We start from the raw sequence: 19,460 nt of genomic DNA, 5'->3' as shown, positions 1-19,460 counted from the left end.
CGCGGTCTTCGGCGACCTGGCCTATCACGAGCAGCGGGTCGAGCTCGACCACGAGGCCGCAAACGTCGCCAATGCGCAGATAGTCGCCGACCTCGACGCGCCGGTCGTCGAAGACGCCGTCGAACGGCGCGACGATCTTGGTCTGGCTGACTTCGATCTGCATCTGCTTGAGCCGGGCCTGCGCCGCATCATGCGCGGCTCTCGACGCGGCCGCGACGGTCGGCGCCCGCCAGCCTTTTTCGGCAAGCTGGCGCGAGGCGTCATATTCGAGCTGCCGCTGACGCGCCACCGCTTTCGCTTCGGCAAGCTGCGCGTCGCGGGCATCGAGATTGATGCCGCACAACACGTCGCCCGCCTTGACGCGCTCGCCCTTCTCGACCGGCAGCTCCGCCACCGTGCCTTGCGTTTCGGCCCGCACTTCGACGGCGCGCTTCGCTGCCGTGCGCCCGCGGATCGCGACCGCGCCCTGCCGGGCGATCGCGGTCGAGGTGACGATGCGCACCTGCGGAACGGTGACATTCGCCGCATCGCGCTCGGCCGCCGTCCTCTCGTCGGTGATGCCGTTTCCGCCGCTGAAAAGCCCGCTGAAGAACCAGAGGCCGATCGCGACGGCGATGCCGATCGCGATCAGATGCGAGCGATGAAGCCTGCTTCCGGCCTGTTCGATGATATTGCGCTGGCGCTCAAACATGCGTGTGTACTTCGTTGGGGGCTGCCTGCGATGTGTCGTCCACCGCTATGTCTTCGATCAGGTGCCGGTTGTTCTCGAGAAAAGAGACGGATGCGGAATAGACGGCGTGACCGTAAAGGCGCGCGAAATCCATGCCCGGCGTGTCGCCGGGATCCTTCGTCGCGAGTTCTTCGGCTTTCGCCTTCATCGCGGTCAGCCTCTGGTCGACGAGTTCGCTGACGCGCGAGCGCGGCAGCAAATGCGCGAAAAGCACCGCGAACAGGAATTCGGAGCGAAATTTGTCTTCGGCCAGCGGCGTATGCAGCGCGTCGCGCAATCTCGCGCGGCCCTTGTCCGTCAGCGCGTAGATTTTCTTGTCCGGCCGCCGCTCCTGCTGTTCTTCCTTGCAGGTGACAAGATCTTCCTCCGTCAGCCGCGTCAGCGCCGGATAGATCGAGCCATAGCTGGCGTCGAGGAAGTGGCTGAAGGGGCCATCCTCGAACATCTTGTTGATTTCGTAGCCTGTCGCTTCGCCGAAAACCAAAGCGCCGAGACAGAGCGTCGTGACTTGCATCGGGGGGTCCTTGCCGCGACCGGTCGGGTGGGCGGTCGCATATACTGGGCCGATATATGGCGTCTATATAGGACCGATATATTAAAAACCAAGAGCTGCGGGCCGGCTTCTCACGAATTTTCCTGTATTTTTTTGCACTGCGGCAAACGCGCCACACCAACGGGACGCAACGTAATTAGGGCGGCTTCTCAGGCATCCGGCGCCGGCCGGGCGCGCTGGTTGTAGAGCATCTTGCGGACCTTCTCCTGCTCTTCGGGCGTCATTTTGGAAAGGTCCATCGAAAGATCGCTGCCCGCCGCCATGCCGCGCTTGACGGCCGGCCGCTCGCCGATCTCCTCGAGCCAGCGTTTGAAGTGTTTGAATTCCTCGATGTCCTGGCCCTGCGCCTTCCAGTTGACGGCCCACGGATAGCAGATCATGTCGGCGATCGTGTAGTCCTCGCCCGCCATGTAGCGCCGGTCGTAGAGACGGTTGTTCATCACGCCATAGAGCCGGTTGGCCTCGTCGGTGAAGCGCCGGATCGCATAGGACTGATCGCCCTCGCGATCGCCCAGGCGCCGGAAATGGCCGCATTCGCCGAGCTTCGGACCCTGATTGGCCATCTGCCACATCACCCATTGCGTGACTTCGTATTTGCCATGCGGGTCCTGCGGGAAAAACTTCCCGGCCTTTTCGGCGATATACATCATCATCGCGCCGGACTCGAAAATGCCGAGCGGCGCGCCGCCGCCCAAGGGCGCGTGGTCGACCAGGGCCGGCATCCGGTGATTGGGATTGAGCTTCAGGAATTCGGGGCTGAACTGGTCGCCGCGGCCGATATGCAGCGGGACCAGCTTGTAGTCGAGGCCGCACTCCTCGAGAAGGATCGTCACTTTCTTGCCGTTGGGCGTCGGCCAGTAATAGAGATCGATCATGGCGAGCGTCCTCCCAACGCGCGTTATGACAATCTCCTAGTTAGGTGCTGCAAGCGCCGCCAGCAAGAGGCGGCGATAGAGCCTTTCGCTGAAAGATGAGGGCGCCCCGAGCCCCATGCGCTCGAGACATGGCGCCGCCTCCGCAGGCGCGGGCCCGCCCTTGAGTGCCAGCAATGCCAGCTCACGCTTCGAGGCCCGCGACAAGCGCCCGAGCGCCGGCACCAGCCGCTGCTCGACCTCGGTGAAGTCGCTGCCGAAGGGGAAGAGCGGCAACAGGCCATGCGCTCTCGCCGCGGCAAGCCCGGCCGCGATGCGTTCAGGCCGGTTGTTGCGTTGCGCCGGCGGGATCTCGTAATCCGCCGCGATCTTGCCGGCCTTTTTCGCGCGCGCCAGCAGCGCCTCCTGGAAGCGCGAATCCGTCACGCCGAGCATCGCGGCCACGACTTCGGCATCCGTTTTGCCGCGCAGATCGGCGATGCCGTATTCGGTGACGACGATGTCGCGCAGATGGCGCGGGATCGTCTGGTGGCCATAGGAAAAGACGATATTGGAGAGCGTCTTGCCGTCCTTCTCGCGCGTGGCGCGCAGCGCGATCACCGAGCGCGCATCGGGCAGCGCGAAGGCCTGCGAGACGAAATTGTATTGTCCGCCGACACCGCTGACGACGCGCCCGTCTTCCAGCCCGTCGGAAACCACGGCGCCGAACAGCGTCGCCATCATGGCGGTGTTGATGAAGCGCGCGCCTTTCCGCGCCGCGCGCTTGGCCGCTTCGTCGCCATAGAGATCGTTGACGAAGGAAACCGGCACCATCGCGATGCGGCGGCGCGCTTCGGGCGTCATTTCCCTCAGCCGCGCATAAAGGCTTCGGGAACCCAGAAAAAAGCCCGCATGGATCGCCGCCCCGTCGACCTCGCGCTTGACGATGCCGGCTTCCATCAGGTCGAGAAAACATTCGACCAGCATCTCGCTGGCGCCGTAGAGACCTTCGTCGAAGCGTGCGGTCTCGCGCGGCGGGCTGCCGAGGCGTTCCAGCGCCGCCCGCCAGGCCGCGTTGTCGCGCTGCCGGAGCACCAGCCCTTGGCCGACCGCATCGCCGATCGAGCCGATGCCGACCTGCAGCGTCCCGCCATCGGGGACGAGGCCGGCGATATGGAGGCCGATCGCATAATCGGTCTGCGTCACCGGCTCGCGCGGCGGCGCAAACAACGGGAAGCGGAAATCGTCGCCTTCAAGCAGGAAGTCGAATTCGTCGGCCGGGACCTCCGCCTGTCCGCCCATGAAGGGCAGCGCCTCATTGACCTGTCCGGCGAAGACGATTTCCGAATGTCCGCTGCGCCGGGCGGCGAGAAAATCGGGTGTGATGTCGGGATTGGAGCTGAGGCTGTAGCCGCCGCCCGCGCGTTCCGGCGGCGCGACAAGCTGCGCCAGCACGTTGACGCCGCGCTCCAGAATGTACCGGCCGACATGGGTGTAGTTGGCCGAGATGTAATTCTGCTGCTGGCGCGGCGACCCGAGCCAGCGTCCGGCCAGCAGGAAGAATTCATGCACCTCGATATTGGGCGGCAGCGTTCCTTGCCTGAGCGCCGTGGCGTAAAGGAGATCGGGATAGCCCGCGAAGAGACGCTTGGCGACGGGCTCGAGAAAGCGCCGTTCGAGATCGCTCGAGGCGCGCGGCCGTTCGAGCGTCAATGCGGTCAGGATGCTGAGCGAAATCGACGGATCGGCGATGGCGCGCGCCGTCAGCGCATTGGCGATGTGGTTGGGCTTGCCGAGCCCGAGCGGCAGTGCCAGCACGACCTTGCGTCCGACCCGCGCGATGATCGCATCCGCCAGCCGCTCTGCATTGCCGAAGCGTTCGGGGTTTCGCTGCATCGGGCGCTATTCCGCCCCTTCCATCGGGCGCGGCCGCAAGACCGCGCCGTCGATCCGCTCGATCTCCTCATCGAGCCGGCGCCGCGTGTCGTCGGGCGAACCGGTGCCGCGCGCCAGCGCCTGATAGGCGACCGGCACCACAAAGAGGGTGAAGAGGGTGGTCGAGATGACGCCGGAAAAGATGACGACGCCGAGGGCCGTGCGGGTCTCGGCGCCGGCGCCGAAGGAAAGGATCAGCGCCACCGAGCCGGCAATGGTCGTGATCGCCGTCATCAGGATCGGCCGAAGCCGGATCGCCGACGCCTCGACCAGCGCTTCGCCGAAGGCACGGCCCTCGTCGCGCAACTGATTGGCGAACTCGACGATCAGAATGCCGTTCTTGGCTGCAAGGCCCACCAGCATGATGAGACCGATCTGCGTGTAGAGATTGATCGTGCCGCCGGTAACCCATATGCCGAACAATCCGCCGGTGATCGCGAGCGGCACCGTCAGAATGATGACGACCGGATGGACGAAACTTTCGAACTGCGCCGCCAGCACAAGGAAAACGACGACGAGCCCCAGCACGAAGATGAAACCGAGCGCGCTGCCTGCCCGCATATAGTCGAGCGACTGGCCGCGATAATCGATGGCGACGTTCGGTGGCAGATGCGCCCGGGCAAGATCGCGCAGATGGTCGAGCGCGGCGCCGAGCGTATAGCCGTCGGCAAGATTGGCGTCGATGGTGATGGCGCGCATGCGATTGTAGCGGTTGAGGTTCGCAGGGCCGGCCGCTTCGTTGACAGTCACGAGATTGGCCAGCGGAATCAATTCGCCGGTCCGTTCCGAGCGCACGAAGACATTGCTCATGTCGCTCGGCGTGCGCTGCGCCGAGCGCTCGCCCTCCAGAATGACGTCGTATTCCTCGCCGCCATCCGCGAATGTCGTTACCCGCCGCGAACCGAACACCGTCTCTAGCGTCCGCCCGATATTGCCGACCGTCACGCCGAGATCGCCGGCACTGTTGCGATCGATCTCGACGCGAAGCTGAGGTTTCGTTTCCTGAAAATCATGATCGATATTGAGGAGACCCGGATTGTCCGCTTCGATGGCCGCGATCAGCAGGTCGCGCCACTCCCGCAGCTCGTCATAGGAGCCGCCGCCGATCACGAACTGCACCGGCTTTACCGCGCCGCGCCCGAATCCCTGCCGCATCATCGGCGATGCGGTGACGCCGGGCAGGTCGGCAACGCGTGCGCGCACATCGTCCATGATCTCCCAGGCCGAACGCCGTTCGCTCCAGTCCGCGAGCACGATGACGGCGATGCCCGTATTGAAGCTCGACAGGTTGCCGAACGTACGAGGGGCGCGCACAAGCAGGCGGTTGATCTCGCCGTTCTCGACCAGCGGCATCAGCCTGTCTTCGATTTCGGTCATGTATTCGTTGATATAGCTGAAGGAGGCGCCTTCGGGCCCGTTGACCATCACGAAGAAAATGCCCCTGTCCTCGCGGGGTGCATATTCGGAGGGAATGACGATGAAAAGGCCAAGCGCCGCGACAACAAGGCCGCCGAAAGTCGCCATCGTGATCGAGGGCCTGCCGAGCGCACGGACCAGCAACGCGCGATAACGGGTTTTGAGCCTGTCGAAACCTTCATCGACGGCGATGTTGAAGCGGGTGCGGTTGGATGCCGGCCGGAGAATTTTCGACGACAGCATCGGCGACAGGCTGAGCGCGACAAGGCTCGAGAATGCGACCGCCGCCGCCATGGTGATTGCAAACTCCGAAAAGAGCCGCCCGATGGCGCCCTCGACGAAGGCGAGCGGCACGAAGACCGCGATCAAGACCGCGGTGGTCGCGATAACCGCGAAGCCCACTTGCCGCGCGCCGCGATAAGAGGCCACAAGCGGCGTTTCGCCCTCTTCCATGCGACGATAGATATTTTCGAGCACCACGATCGTATCGTCGACGACAAGGCCGATGGCCAGAACCAGCGCGAGCAGCGTCAGCAGATTGACCGAAAAACCGAGCGCGAAGAGCACGAGGAAGGGTGCAATCAGCGACACAGGGACCGTGACGGCCGGCACAAGCGTCGCTCGTGCGCTGCCGAGAAAGACGAAAATCGTCAGAATGACGAGGGCAATGGCGATGATCAGCGTCTTGTAGACCTCGTTGACCGCGCCTTCGATAAAGACGCTGGTATCGTAGCTGCGTCTGATCTCCATACCCTCAGGCAGGCCCGGTGCAAGGCGCTCGGCCTCGGCCTTGGCCGCGCGCGCGACCGTCAGCGTGTTGGCTTGCGACTGCTTGATGATGCCGATGCCGACCATCGGCACGCGGTTTCCGCGGAAGAAAGTCCGGTCTTCCGCCGCCGCGAGCTCGACACGCGCGACATCGCCGAGCCTCACGAGATAGCCGTCGCTGCCTTGTCCCAGAACAAGTTGACGGAAATCCGCCTCGCCGCGAAAGCCGCGCTCGACACGCGCGGTGAATTGCCGCTGTACGGACTCGATATTGCCGGCCGGCAATTCGACATTCTCGGCGATCAGCGCCTGTTCGACATCGCCCGCCGTCAGACCGCGCGCTGCGAGCGCCGTACGGTCGAGCCAGATTCGCATCGAGTAACTGCGCGCGCCGCTCAAGCGCACCCGCGCAACGCCATCCTGTGTCGAAAACCGGTCGACGAGATGACGCTCCACATAGTCGGTCAGTTCCAGCATCGACAACCGGTCGCTGACGACGTTGAGCCACATGATGACGTCGTCGCTGGAATCGGCCTTCTGGATGTCGGGCGGATCGGCTTCGGTCGGCAGAACGTCGAGAACGCCCGACACGCGGTCGCGGATGTCGTTGGCGGCGGCGTCGATATCGCGGCCCGGATTGAATTCGATGGTAATGCGCGAGCGGCCATCCTCGCTGGAGGATTGAACGAAGGAAATCCCCTCGATACCGGCGATACGTTCCTCGATGATCTCGGTGATGCGCGTCTCGACAACGGCGGCCGCCGCGCCGCGATAGTCGGTTGTGATCGAAACGATCGGCGGGTCGATGTCGGGATACTCGCGCAAGGGAAGCCGGTCGAAGGCGACGAGACCGAAAGCGACCAGCAACATGCTGATGACGGCGGCAAAAACGGGACGCGTGACCGAAACGTCGGAAAGTTTCATTGTCTTCCCTGTTTCCTACCGGACGACCGTTGCGCCGAGCCGCCCCAGCGTCTGCTCCGGCGTTTCTTCCTTGACGATATTGACTGTCTGCCCGTCGCGCACCTGCATCGTGCCATGCGTGACGACAAGCTCGCCGCGCTCAAGCCCGCTGACCACCTCGACGGCACCGGGGCGCCGCCCGCCGGTTTCGATTTCGCGCCGCGCGGCCTTGTTGCTGGTGCGGTCGATGACGAAAACGAAATTCTGTGTGCCAGATGGCACCAGCGCTTCCTCCGGAATCACGATCGAATCGCGCGGATTTTTCAGAAGGCGGATGGTCATCAGGAGGCCCGGTTTCAACGCGTGGTCTTCGTTGGGAATGAAGGCGCGCGCCGTGATCGAGCGCGTGACGCGATCGACCTGCGTGGCGACACTGCGGACCGTCCCGCGAAATTCCTTGTCGGGAAGCGCCGTCGTCGTCGCGCGAATCTCGAGGCCGGGTTGAATATTCGCCAGATAGGCGGCGGGAACCGTGAAGTCGAGCTTGATCGGATCGAGATCGTCGAGCGACGTGATGACGCTGCCCGGCGTGACCAGCGTGCCGGGACTGATATTGCGCAGGCCCACGACGCCCTCGAAAGGCGCCCGAATCTCGCGATCGTCGAACCGCGCCCTGGCGCCGTCGCGATTGGCTTCCGCCTCCCGCAGTGCCGCACGCCGCTCGTCGAGTTGCGCCGTCGTCGTGTATTGGCGGCTCTCCAGTTCGCGCGCGCGATTATAGGCGGTCAGCCGCTCGCTCAGGATGGCCTCCGCCGCTTCCAGTGCCGCGCGCTGTTCCTCGCGCCTGAGCAGCACCAGGACCTGGTCCTTCTCGACCTGTTGCCCGTCGTTGAAAAGAATTTCATCCACCTTGTCCGACACATTGGCGGTGATGGTGACGCTTTCATTGGCGAAAGTGGTGCCCAGCGCCTCGACCTGATCGACGAAACGGTCGAAGACCGCGGGTGCCACGATCACGTTCTGCGCCTTTTCCTGCGCGCGGGCGTCCGAAAGGGCCGCCGGCACGAGCAGCGCGGCAAGAAGCAGAATGGCAGGCGTCGGCAGGCGCATGAAAGCTCCGGTTCGGGCGAAGTGGGCGCGAATGATCCCGTCATCATCCGGCTGAATTATGACACCAGATCGAGTTTGGCCGATAGGGAAGCGAATTCAAGCAGGACCGGCCGCTATGAAACCGTTCAGAGGACTGGCGGCCTCACATTTGCGTGTACGGCTTCGGTCGTGGCCAGCGGCGCGGGCGGCCGGACGCCGGAGCGTGCAATCGACAGGCTCAGCAGGATCGTCGGAATGAGCCCGAGCGCGACGATGGTCAGCGCCGCCGTCGAGGCCTCGGCCAGCCGTTCGTCGGAAGCGAGCCGGTAGGTACGCGTCGCCAGCGTTTCGAAGTTGAAGGGGCGCAGCAGCAGCGTTGCCGGCAGTTCCTTCATCACATCGATGAAGACCAGCAGGGCCGCACTCGCCAAGGCGCCGCGCAAGAGCGGAATGTGAACGGCGCCGAGGACGCGTCCGGGCGTGGCCCCGAGGCCGCGCGCCGCGGCGTCGAGCGAGGGATGGATTTTATCGAGGCCGCTGTGGCAGGCATTGAAGGCGGCCGTCAGGAAGCGCGCGACATAGGCAAAAACGAGGCCCGCCGCCGAGCCGGTGATGAGAAGTCCGGGCGCGAAGCCGAGCCAGGTCTCGGCAAATCCGGACAATGCGCGATCGATATCGGTCGTCAGCGTCAGAATGCCGATGGCGATCATCGCGCCCGGCAGTGCATAGCCGAGTGTCGCAAGGCGTATCGAAACGCGGTTGAACGGGGTGGGGTGCAGACGTTCGCCATAGGCGAGCAGCAAGGCGAGCGCGGTCGCCAGAACCGCCGTAACGCCGGCGACGAAGAGACTGTTCGACGCGAAATCGAGAAAGCTGCGCCCAACCAGCGGATCGCCTTCGCTCAGCGCATAGCGCAGCAACACGATGGCGGGGACAACAAAGCCGAGCAACACGGGCAGGATGCAAGCGACGGTTGCGACGACGGCACGTCCGCCTTTGAGCATCACCGGCCGCGCCGCCATGTCGCGCGAGAGCGGATTGGCAACGCGCCCGCGCCGGCTCACCATTTCGATCATGACCAGCGCCAGCGCGAAAAGGAACAGCCAGGCGGCGATCTGTGCCGCGGCCAGCGTATCGCCAAGGCTGAACCAGGTGCGGAAAATACCCGTCGTCAGCGTCGGCACCGCGAAATAGTCGACGACACCGAAATCGGAAATCGTTTCCATCAGGGCGAGGGCAAGGCCACCGGCGATCGCCGGCCGTGCACAGGGCAGCGCCACACGAATGAAGGCACGCCATGGCCGCGCGCCGAGCATGCGCGCCGCTTCGAAGAGGGCCGCCGATTGCCGCTGAAACGCAGTGCGCGCCAGGAGATAGACGTAAGGATAGAGGACGAAGCTCAGCATGATGGCAGCGCCCGGCAGCGAGCGGATATTGGGAAAGCTGTAATCGCCGCCGCTCCAGCCGGTGAGCGCGCGCAAGCCGCTCTGAATCGGTCCGGCAAAGGCCAGAAGGTCGGTATAGACGTAGGCGATGATGTAGGCCGGCGTCGCCAGCGGCAGCACAAGCGCCCAATTGAAAAACCGCTGCCCCGGAAAGCGCGTCGAAACGACGAGCCATGCCGTGCCGATGCCGATCGTGCCGGCCATCAGCGCGACCAGCACCATCAGCCAGAGCGTGTTGATCACATAGCCCGGCAGCACGGTCGCGCGCAGATGCGCCCAGTTTTCGCTGGCCGGCGAGGCGAGGCTTGCCAGCACTGCCAGCGACGGCGCCAGCAGCACAAGCGCCACGGCGAGCGCCGCCAGCGTCCAGCCCGACGCGACACCGCGTCTCATATGGCCGGAAATCCGATCTTTTTCCGTGACTGACATGGTGCCTTTGTGACAAATACGGCTGCCTGCGGCAAAGTAATTTTGCCACGCATTTGCAGGCGTTTCCGAGGAAATGGGCCGGGTAGGGCAGGAATGACGCTGGCGTTCCGCAATGTCGGACACAGATATGGCAACCATCAGGTGCTGTCCGGCGTGTCGCTGGAGGCGCGGGCGGGCGAGATTCTCTGCCTGCTCGGACCGTCGGGCAGCGGCAAGACGACGCTGCTCAGACTGGCGGCCGGACTGGAGGTTCTGCAGGAGGGATCGATCGATCTCGACGGCGCGGTGCTGGCCATGCCGGGACGTGCGCTGCCACCCGAAAAACGGCCATTTGGCATGGTTTTTCAGGACAACGCGCTCTTTCCGCATCTGACGGTGGCTGAAAATATTGCTTTCGGCATCAACCGCCGCCCGAAGGAGGAGCAGGCCCGCATCATCGCGCAACGGCTTGCCGCCGTTGGCCTTTCGGGTTTCGAACCGCGCTATCCGCACACGCTGTCGGGCGGCCAGCAGCAACGCGTCGCGCTGGCCCGCGCGCTGGCGCCGGAACCGGCCGCGATGCTGCTCGACGAACCCTTTGCGAGCGTCGACGTGACGCGGCGTCGGAGCCTGCGCGAGGAAGCGCGGCGCGCGCTGAAAAGCGCTGGCGTTATTACACTTGTCGTCACGCACGACCCTGTCGAAGCGATGGAAATCGCCGACCGGATCGCGGTGATGGAACGCGGCCGCATCGCCCAATGCGCGACGCCGGCGGACCTCTATGCAAATCCCGCAAGTGCCCTTGTGGCCTCGCTTTTCGGCGAGGCGCAGCGCTTTCCGGCGATGGTGGCGGGCGGCAGCGCGATGACCGCCTATGGGCCGGTGCCGGCGCCGGACTACCGCGACGGCGCCGCGGTGGAAGTGATCGTGCGGCCCGAAGCGGTCCGGCTCGCGCCCGCGAACGGCGGCGAAAACACATTCAATATCAGTGACTTGCGCTTTCTCGGCCGCGACTGGCTGGTGCTGCTTTCGGCTGCCGGCGCGCCCGCCCTCGAGCCCCTGCGCGCCCGGGTGCCCGAACCCAGCGGGCTGAAAATCGGCGCCGCCGCAGCCGTCAATTTCGCGCCGCAAGGCACCTTCATCTTCGCTGCCAGAGTCTGAAACCCTCGCCTGTCATCAAACTGTCATAAATCTGTCACATGACGCGGTAGTGACGCAAATGATAGTCGTTATCAAGACGGCCCGGACCCCCCGGACCGACCCCTCTGACGAACCCGGAACCCTCATGTCACGCTTTCTTGCCGGCATTCTCATCCTCGGTCTTGTCCTCGCAGGCGCGATCGGCGCCCGTGCCGCGACCGGCGAACTCAACATCTATTCGGCGCGCCACTACGACACCGACCTCGCGCTCTATGACAGGTTCACCGAGGAGACCGGTATTGCGATCAACCTGATCGAGGGCGAGAGCGACGAACTGATCGCACGCATCGAACGCGAAGGCGTGCAAAGCCCCGCCGACCTGCTGATCACGGTCGATGCCGGCCGCCTCTGGCGCGCGGAGGACAAGGGCCTCTTCCAGCCAGTAACGTCGGAAATTCTCGAGACGCGCATCCCGGGTCACCTGCGCCATCCGGACGGATTGTGGTTCGGCCTCTCGAAGCGGGCGCGGATCATCATCTACAACAAGGCGCAGGGCCGTCCCGAAAAGCTCGAAACCTACGCCGATCTTGCCGACCCCTCGAACAAGGGCACGGTCTGCATGCGCTCCTCCTCGAATATCTACAATCTGTCGCTGCTGGCCGCGATCATCGAACATCAGGGTACGGAAGAAGCCGAAAACTGGGCGCGCGGCACCGTCGCCAATTTCGCGCGGCCCCCGCAAGGCAACGACACCGGCAACATCCAGGCGGTGGCGGCCGGCGAATGCCGCATTTCGCTCGTGAACACCTATTATGTCGGCCGGCTGATGGGCTCGGATAAACCGGAAGACCGCGCGGTCGCGGATGCGGTCGGCCTCGTCTTCCCCGACCAGGACGGCCGCGGCACGCATGTCAATATCGGCGGTGCCGGCGTGCTGAAGCACGCACCGAACCGCGCCAATGCGGTCCGCTTCATCGAGTTCCTGACCGGCGACTGGGCGCAGCGCGCCTTCAGCGAACAGAACCACGAATATGCGGCCGTGCCCGGCATCGAAATCGACACGCCGCTCAACGCTTTCGGCCCCTTCAAGGAGGACGCGCTGAACGCCAGCGCGCTCGGCCGCAATCAGCCCGAAGCGGTGCGCATCTTCGACCGCGCGGGCTGGAAGTAGGAGCCCGCTGTCGCCGAGGTCCCGTCAGGCCAGAATGGCGGGCATGCCGTCGGCGCGGGTGAGGATTTCGATCGGCGTGTCGAAGCAGCGGCCGAGCAGCGTTCCGGTCATCATCTCGGCCACCGGGCCCGCCGCGACCACGCAGCCGTCGCGCAGCATGATGACATCGTCGGCACAGGCGGCCGCGAGATTGAGATCGTGAAGGGCGGCCAGGATGCCGACGCCTTTGCCGGCAAGCCGGCGCGCCGCGTCGAGCACGATCCGCTGATGCCGGAGATCGAGCGCCGAGGTCGGTTCGTCGAGCAGCAGGTAGCGCGCCGCCCCTTCCGCCTCGCCGTGTTGCCAGAGCTGCGCCAGCGCGCGGGCGAACTGCACACGCTGCTTCTCGCCGCCCGAAAGCGTCTGATAGGCACGCGCCCGGAAACCGTCGACACCGGCAAGGCGGCAGGCCGCCGCGATGGCACGTTCATCGTCGATCTGGCGCGTCGTGCCCGCAAAGGGGAGGCGGCCGAGTTCCACCACTTCCTCGACGGTGAAGGCGAAGTCGAGCGCGGCGCTTTGCAGCAGCACGGCGCGGCGGCGCGCCAGCGCCAGCGCCGGCCATGAAGCCATCGGCCGGCCGTCGAGGGTGACGCGGCCGCCATCGGGCCGCCGCTCGCCCGACAGCAGCGAAATAAGCGTCGACTTGCCGGCTCCGTTGGGACCGATCAGGGCGGTGACGCGGCCGGGGCGGATTTCCGCATCGACCCCGTCGAGCAGGCGCTTTCGGTCCACCAGCACGCTAACATTTTCGGCGTGGATCATCCGAACCTCCGGCGCCGCACGAGAAGCCAGAGGAAGAACGGGCTGCCGAGGGCGCTGGTGACGAGACCGATCGGCAGCTCGGCCGGCGCCACGACGACGCGCGCGACCATGTCGGCGACGAGGAGCAGCGCGGCGCCGGCAAGGATCGATCCCGGCAGCACGATGCGGTGATCGGGGCCGGCGATCATGCGCACCAGATGCGGCACGACAATGCCGACAAAGCCGATGATCCCGCTGACCGCGACGGCGGAACCCACGGCCAGCGCCGAGGCCACCATCACCACATTCTTGAGACGCTGGACGGGGACGCCGAGATGCAGCGCTTCCCGTTCGCCGAGCAGCATCGCATCGAGCGCCCGCGCCGAGACGACGATCGCCGCAAGCGCGGCGGCGATCGGCAGGGCGGCGATCGTGAAACCCGGCCAGCCGCCGGCGGCCAGACTGCCCATGCTCCAGAAGGTGAAATCGCGCAGCTGCGTGTCGTTGCTGACATAGACGAGAACGCCGGTCGCCGCCCCGGCCATGGCGTTGATGGCGATGCCGGCCAGCAGCAGCGTCGCCGTCGCGGCTTGTCCGCCCGACTGTGCGAGGCGCTGCATCACGAAGGTCGCGCCGAGCCCGCCGAGAAAGGCCGCGAAGGGCAGCAGCAAGGGCGAGGCGGCGAAGGGAAGAATGGCAACAACGGCACCGCCCAGAACGATGACCGTCACGGCGCCCAGCGCCGCGCCGCTCGAAACGCCGATCAGGCTCGGATCGGCAAGCGGATTGCGGAAAAGGCCCTGCAGTGCCGCGCCGGCGCCCGCCAGCGCCGCACCGACGATGATCGCAAGCAGCATGCGCGGCAGCCGGATCATGGTGATGACGGCGGCGCTCTGCGCATCGACCTCGAGGCCGAACAGGGCGCGCAGCACATCGCCGACGGCGAGTGGCATGGCACCGGTTGCCAGCGACAGCAGCGCGGCCAGAGCGAGCAACAAGGCCAGCCCGCCAAGAATGGCCGGGCGCTTCAAGGCGCGGGACGGACGCGAAGCGCTTTCGGCGATGTCGGTCATTCGGCTTTGGTCCATGCCCGCTCCGGCAACGGTGCGAATTCATGCGCCGGATGAAGCTTGACGGCGAGATCGTGCGCCGCATGGGCAAGGCGCGGTCCGAAGCCCGTGAGGTAAAGCGCGTCCATGGTGACGAGCCGCCCGTCCCGGCCGGCCGGCGTCGCCGCGAAGGTCGCCTCCGACAACACGCTGTCCTTGCCGCCCAGCGTGTCGACGGTCTGGTCCGTCATCAGGATCACATCGGGCGCGGCAAGGGCGGCGGCTTCCGGCGAGAAGGGCTTGTAGCCCGTATATTCGGTGACGGCGTTGACGCCGCCGGCAAGCTCGATCATGGCGTGTGCGGCCGTGTCCGTTCCCGAAACGAGCGAGGCGCCGCGGCCAGTCTGCAGAATGAAGAGCACGCGCGGCTTCGTCGTCACACGCGCAAGATCGGCCTCGACGGTTGCGAAGTCGACCTTGAAGGCGTCGAGAAGATCGGCCGCCTCGGCTTTGCGGCCAAGCACGCGGCCGACCGTTTCGATGTGCCGGGCGACCGCTTCCGGCGTATAGCCCTCGCTCATCGTCACGATCTCGATGCCGGCCGCGCGCGCCTGGGCAAGCGCGGTGGCAGGGCCGGCCTCGGACCCCGCCAGCACGATATCGGGCCTGAGCGAAAGCAGACCTTCCGCCGAGAGCTGCCGCACATAGCCGATATTCGGGAGTTCGGTGACGGAAGCCGGATAGAGGCTCGTCGTGTCGACGCCGACAAGAAGCGTGCCCGCCCCGAGCGCCGCGACGATTTCGGTCGTCGAGCCGCCGACCGAGACGACGCGCTGCGGTGTATCGGCATGGGCGAGGGCGAGGGAGCTCAAAATCGCGATGCCTTGCATTCCCCCCATCGTCATGACCCGCTTTATGCGGGTCATCCACGTCCTGGTGGTGGAAACGGAAGAAAGACGTGGATGGCCCGAACAAGTCGGGCCATGACGGCCTTTGGTTATTTTCGCGATCAGCCTTTCCAATGTCGCGCTCATGCTGCCTCGCGTTCCGTCAGGCCGCTGACGACCGCGCGCCAGCCTTCGTCTTCGGCCATGCCGGGCTTGCGCTTGCCGAAGAGGGTTGCGGCGAGAAGGCCGCCGGCGTCGAAAAGTTCGAGCGAGGTGACGGTGCCGTCCTCGGTCGGCTTCCACACGACCCAGGCGCTGTCGAGCGCCGCTTCGTTGAGATGCAGGTTGAAGGCCTCGTCCATCACGTTGAACCAGGGGCCGGCGGCCTTCAGGTTCTCGACGGGGCCGGTGTGGATCTGGATCATGCCGGGATTGCCGACAAAGACCATGATCGGCAGCTTGCGCGACGCCGAGGTCTCGAGGGCGGCGCGCAACGCCGAAACCGGCACGCGGCGCGCGCGGGTCTCGCCGGCAAGCCTGAGCGCCTGCAATCGTTCGAGCTTGAACTTGTTGAGAAGCCCGTGGAACTGATGCGTGTCCTTGAGCGCATCCCAGGCGGCGCGGAACCCCTCGACATCGATCTCCGTGTCGGCAAGACCCGGCTTCGACGCCGCCGGCGGTTCGATCGCCAGCGGCGCGACGGGCGCCGAAAATTTCGCGACCAGCAGATCGAAGGCTTCGATCGAGGAGTCGCCGGTCAGCCAGATCTTGTGGATCGCCGTTCCCTGCGCGTCGAAAAACTGCAGGCTGCGGCGAAAGCCGCTTTCGATGCGCTCGGTCAGCGCGAAGCCGGACTTCCAGTGCGAAAAAAAGATGCGCAGGTCGATATCTTCACCGACGATCAGGCCGACATGGGCATTGCCTTCAAGGGTCCCGTAGATGCCCTTGCGCTCATGCACGACATGCTCGTTGCGCGTCAGCGCCATGACGCGGCCAAGCGCCGGCACGGTGGCGATGATCGCCGCCCATTCGGCGCGGAGCGGCGTCACATCGACGTCGTCATGACCGAGCGCGACAAGCTCGGCTTCTGAAATGTCGAGACGCTGTGCGAGATCGCGGGCGCGGAGGCGGGGTTCGGCGGCGAGAATTTCGGCGCGCCTTGCGGCGAGTGCATCGGTGCGGGACGAGGTGGACATGATGGTTCCTTTCTTCGGCGTCAGTTGAGGGCGAAACGCACGGGAATCTGCACCCAGGCATCGACGGGTTTACCGTTGCGCCTTTCGGGTTCGTATTGCCAGCCGCGTGCAGCGGTAAGCGCCGCGTGATCGAGAAGGACGAAGCCGGAGCTTCTCCAGACGACGATCTCCCGTGCATTGCCGGCTGTGTCGAGCAGGACGCGGATCGTCGCGATGCCTTCCTGCGCGAGGTCGCGCGCCCGGCGCGGATAGACCGGCGGGCGCGGCGGCACGCGAAAGCGCGGTTCGACGAGATGGACATCGTCGCTCGCACGGCCGCTTGTGGTCCTGAAACCTTTCGAGGCGCCGTCGCCGCCGCCGCTGCCGGTGGACGCAAGAGAGGCGGTCTGCAATGCCTGCGACGCGGGCGCCGGTTGGGGTTCTGCCGGCTTCGCCTCGGCGGTCTCGGGTTTCGGTTCGGGGACGGGCGCCGGTTCGGCAAGTTTGCGCGGCGCGGCCGGTTCGGGCTTGCGCGCGACCGGCGGCGCCGGCTTGACGGGCACCGGCGCGGCTGGCACGGCGACAGGCTCCGCAGCCTCGCGCGCGGGCTTCGGCGCCGGTTCGGAAAAATGGACCAGCGTGACGTGAACGGCGTCCGGCGTGCCGCGCGGCGCCTGCTGGCCCTCGCCCTGCCACCAGAAAAGCGCGCCGGCAAAGAGGCCGGCATGAATCAGAAAGGAGGCCGCCATCGGCAGGCGGAGCGCGCGATGCGACGGATCGAAGGCGGAGGAACCGTGTCCTTCGTCCGTTGCGCGTCCCGATGCGATGGCGGCCATGCTCATGGAACGATCCTCAGAAGCGAACCGTCGCGTTGACGCCGACATTGCGGCCCGGCTGGGCGTAGCGGCCGATGATCGGGCTGGCGGCCGAGAGGCCTGTAACATCCTGCGCGTTGTAATATTCCTCATCCGTGATGTTGAAGACGCCCGCATTGAGCGTGAAGCTCGGCGTCATCTCGTAATAGGCGGTGAGATCGAGCACCGTGTAGGACGGCGCCTGGAAATTGCCCGGCGTCGAGACGCGGTCATGGCGCCAGGCTTGAACGACGGCGAGTTCCGTACCCCAGACGTCGCTTTCATAGGCGATGCCCATGACGGCCTTCACGGGATCGACGGAATCGATCGGCGCGCCGGTCGTATCGTCCTCGCCATGCGCATAGGCGACCGCGCCGCGAAGCGCCCAGTTCGGCGTAATGCGATATTCGCCCTTCGCTTCGGCGCCGTAGATCGTGACCTTGGAGAGGTTCTGGTACTGGAACTGCATCAGGCCGCCGCCGGAGAAGCCAATGAATTGCGTCTCGATGAAATCCCTGTACTTGTTGTAGAAGACCGCGGCCGAGAAGCTGCTGCCGCCGTTGAATTTCCCGCGAAGGCCGCCTTCGAGCCCATCGCTCGTTTCGGGCCTGAGATCCGGGTTCGGAAGAATCTCGTAGCCGTAGCCCGGATTGCTGAAGGAGAAGTTTGCGTTGTCGTAGGGCGGTGCGCGGAAGCCATGCGCATATTGCGCGAAGAGCTTGTATTCCCCGGTAACGTCGAAAGTCGTGCCGAACTTCGGCGAGACTTCCGTTTCCGTCATTTCGTTGACGGGCAGCGCACTTCCGTTTGCGTAGAGCGCGTCGGGCTTCGGCTTCAGGTGGTAGTAGTCGAAGCGGATGGCGGGGACGAGGTGGAAACGCCCCGCGGTGATGTCGTCCTGCAGATAGGCGCCGATCTTGGTCGTGTCGGTGTCCGGGAAGTTCTTGTTCGGGAAATCCTCGTCATTGAAGGGAAAATAGGTCGAACTCAGGCCGGACGTCTGGTTCGTCTCGACACGGTGGCGCGGGCGCTCGGTCTGGGTGTAGTCCGCCGTTGCGCCATAGGTGATCTCGTGCCGAAGATTTTCACCGTCGAAGAGGGTCGCGCCGAACTGAAGATCGGCGCCCCAGATGTCCTGCGTGAAGCCGAGATCCGAAACCCGGTAGAGGTTGTCGACGCCGTCATTGAGAAGCTGCTCGGTATGCTCGTTGCGGTCGACGCGCGTGAAGAAGACCTTCGCCTCCATGCGATCGGCGATCGCGAAGGGCGTTTCATGCGAATAGGTGGCGCTCAGCGAGTAGCGCTCGGTGTCGTCCGTGCCGAACGAAGTGAGGACGGTGCCGAAATAGAGATCGGTGAAGGGCACCGCGGGCGTGGAGACGTCCGAGGAGGGGACGCCGGTTCCCTGGTCGGTCAGGAGGTTGGTGTCGACGGTGTCGTCGTCGTACTGGCCGGTAATCTTCAGCCGGTTGTTGTTATTGCCGTTGAAGACAAGCTTGCCGAGAAAGGCGTTCGAGGAATAATCCTGCGGATTGAAGGTCGCGTTGCTGTTCGGTTCGACCTCGTGTCCGTCGCGGCGCGTATAGAGGCCGAGCATCTCGACATTGCCTGCGCGCATGGCGCCCGTCGCCGATTCCGTGAAGCTTTCATCGACGCTGGCATAGCCGCCTTTCAGGCTCGCATACCAGTCCTTGCCGACGAGATCGAGATAATCGGCCGGGTCCTTCGTCACATAGGCGACCACGCCGCCAATGCCGTCGCTGCCGTAAAGCGCGGATGCCGGCCCGCGCACGATTTCGACGCGCTTCATGCTGTCGAGATCGATGAAGTCGCGCGTATAGGTACCCGCCCCTTCATTCGTGGCGGGAAAATCCGGCGTCGAGAGACCGTCGATGAGCGTCAGTACGCGATTGCCGCCAATGCCGCGGATGGTGAAATTGGTTGCACCGGTGCGGGTCGGCGAATTGCCGACCGAGACGCCGGGTTCGTAGCGCACGATGTCCTGCATCGTGCGTGCGTTGCGGCGCTCAAGCTCCACATCCGTGATGACGGAGACGGTGCCCGCGACATTGTTGATCGCGGTCGGGTTGCGCGTCGCGGTGGAGGTCACGGCATCGAGCTGCGTCGCCCTGGGCGCGTCTTCTTCGGCGGCCGGAGGGGTTGCGGGCTCTTGCGCCGCTGCCGCCGAAATGACGGCGAGCGAGGCGCCGGCGAGAAGGAAGGTTCGAAAAGAGAATCGTCGTGCAATGATTGCCATGTCAGTCCCAGTCCCAGTGATGCGTGAAACAAGCATTCCTGGCTGG

15 protein-coding genes are annotated in these 19,460 nt (G+C 65.1%); 2 read left to right on the top strand and 13 right to left on the bottom strand.

Translation table 11 applies throughout. The features are described 5' to 3' along the window. The 7 genes from WEB61_RS00305 to WEB61_RS00275 form a co-directional block, all read right to left on the bottom strand. A partial coding sequence (locus tag WEB61_RS00305; RefSeq protein ID WP_368062328.1) for an efflux RND transporter periplasmic adaptor subunit occupies window positions 1-691 on the bottom strand: 691 nt, incomplete at its 3' end. Beyond that, window positions 684-1,244: a PadR family transcriptional regulator gene (locus WEB61_RS00300; protein WP_368062327.1), complete on the bottom strand. Its 561-nt coding sequence runs from the start codon at window positions 1,242-1,244 to the stop codon at window positions 684-686. The genes WEB61_RS00300 and WEB61_RS00305, both read right to left, overlap by 8 nt. A 188-nt stretch (window positions 1,245-1,432) precedes the next feature. Beyond that, entirely contained in the window at window positions 1,433-2,158 is a 726-nt protein-coding gene (locus tag WEB61_RS00295; RefSeq protein ID WP_368062326.1) for a glutathione S-transferase N-terminal domain-containing protein, read from the bottom strand. A gap of 36 nt (window positions 2,159-2,194) precedes the next feature. Then, window positions 2,195-4,030, bottom strand: coding sequence for an acetyl-CoA hydrolase/transferase C-terminal domain-containing protein (locus WEB61_RS00290; protein WP_368062325.1), 1,836 nt, complete (start codon window positions 4,028-4,030; stop codon window positions 2,195-2,197). 6 nt (window positions 4,031-4,036) lie between these two features. Continuing rightward, window positions 4,037-7,177: an efflux RND transporter permease subunit gene (locus WEB61_RS00285; protein WP_368062324.1), complete on the bottom strand. Its 3,141-nt coding sequence runs from the start codon at window positions 7,175-7,177 to the stop codon at window positions 4,037-4,039. A 15-nt stretch (window positions 7,178-7,192) separates the two neighbouring features. Then, the gene (locus WEB61_RS00280) at window positions 7,193-8,266 is read right to left on the bottom strand and encodes an efflux RND transporter periplasmic adaptor subunit (protein WP_368062323.1); all 1,074 of its coding nucleotides are present in this window, start codon (window positions 8,264-8,266) and stop codon (window positions 7,193-7,195) included. A gap of 125 nt (window positions 8,267-8,391) precedes the next feature. After that, window positions 8,392-10,083 (bottom strand): ABC transporter permease, encoded by a 1,692-nt coding sequence (locus WEB61_RS00275; RefSeq protein ID WP_368062322.1) that lies wholly within the window; start codon window positions 10,081-10,083, stop codon window positions 8,392-8,394. A 129-nt stretch (window positions 10,084-10,212) separates the two neighbouring features. On the opposite strand from WEB61_RS00275, the gene WEB61_RS00270 reads away from it, so the two are divergent. Then, a complete protein-coding gene (locus WEB61_RS00270; protein WP_368062321.1) occupies window positions 10,213-11,259 on the top strand; it encodes an ABC transporter ATP-binding protein in 1,047 nt (348 codons plus the stop codon). Window positions 11,260-11,383: 124 nt separating this feature from the next. Next, a complete protein-coding gene (locus WEB61_RS00265) occupies window positions 11,384-12,409 on the top strand; it encodes a Fe(3+) ABC transporter substrate-binding protein (protein ID WP_368062320.1) in 1,026 nt (341 codons plus the stop codon). A 24-nt stretch (window positions 12,410-12,433) separates the two neighbouring features. On the opposite strand, the gene WEB61_RS00260 is transcribed toward WEB61_RS00265, so the two are convergent. The 6 genes from WEB61_RS00260 to WEB61_RS00235 form a co-directional block, all read right to left on the bottom strand. Next, on the bottom strand, window positions 12,434-13,213 hold the full coding sequence (locus WEB61_RS00260) for a heme ABC transporter ATP-binding protein (protein ID WP_368062319.1): 780 nt from the start codon (window positions 13,211-13,213) through the stop codon (window positions 12,434-12,436). Further along, a complete protein-coding gene (locus tag WEB61_RS00255; protein ID WP_368062318.1) occupies window positions 13,210-14,265 on the bottom strand; it encodes a FecCD family ABC transporter permease in 1,056 nt (351 codons plus the stop codon). The genes WEB61_RS00260 and WEB61_RS00255 overlap by 4 nt, the downstream gene beginning before the upstream one ends. After that, a complete protein-coding gene (locus tag WEB61_RS00250) occupies window positions 14,262-15,113 on the bottom strand; it encodes a hemin ABC transporter substrate-binding protein (protein ID WP_368062317.1) in 852 nt (283 codons plus the stop codon). The genes WEB61_RS00255 and WEB61_RS00250 overlap by 4 nt, the downstream gene beginning before the upstream one ends. A gap of 158 nt (window positions 15,114-15,271) precedes the next feature. Then, window positions 15,272-16,324, bottom strand: a complete 1,053-nt coding sequence (locus WEB61_RS00245) for a hemin-degrading factor (RefSeq protein WP_368062316.1) — start codon at window positions 16,322-16,324, stop codon at window positions 15,272-15,274. 20 nt (window positions 16,325-16,344) lie between these two features. Further along, entirely contained in the window at window positions 16,345-17,145 is an 801-nt protein-coding gene (locus tag WEB61_RS00240; protein WP_368062315.1) for a TonB family protein, read from the bottom strand. A gap of 10 nt (window positions 17,146-17,155) precedes the next feature. Next, window positions 17,156-19,414 (bottom strand): TonB-dependent hemoglobin/transferrin/lactoferrin family receptor, encoded by a 2,259-nt coding sequence (locus WEB61_RS00235; protein ID WP_368062314.1) that lies wholly within the window; start codon window positions 19,412-19,414, stop codon window positions 17,156-17,158. Window positions 19,415-19,460: the final 46 nt, after the last annotated feature.

The sequence above is a fragment of the Parvibaculum sp. genome (genome assembly GCF_040882025.1).
In the GTDB taxonomy this organism is placed as follows: Bacteria; Pseudomonadota; Alphaproteobacteria; order Parvibaculales; family Parvibaculaceae; genus Parvibaculum.
The sequence above is the reverse complement of the archived record's forward strand: the minus strand, read 5'-3'. Positions and strand labels throughout refer to the sequence as shown.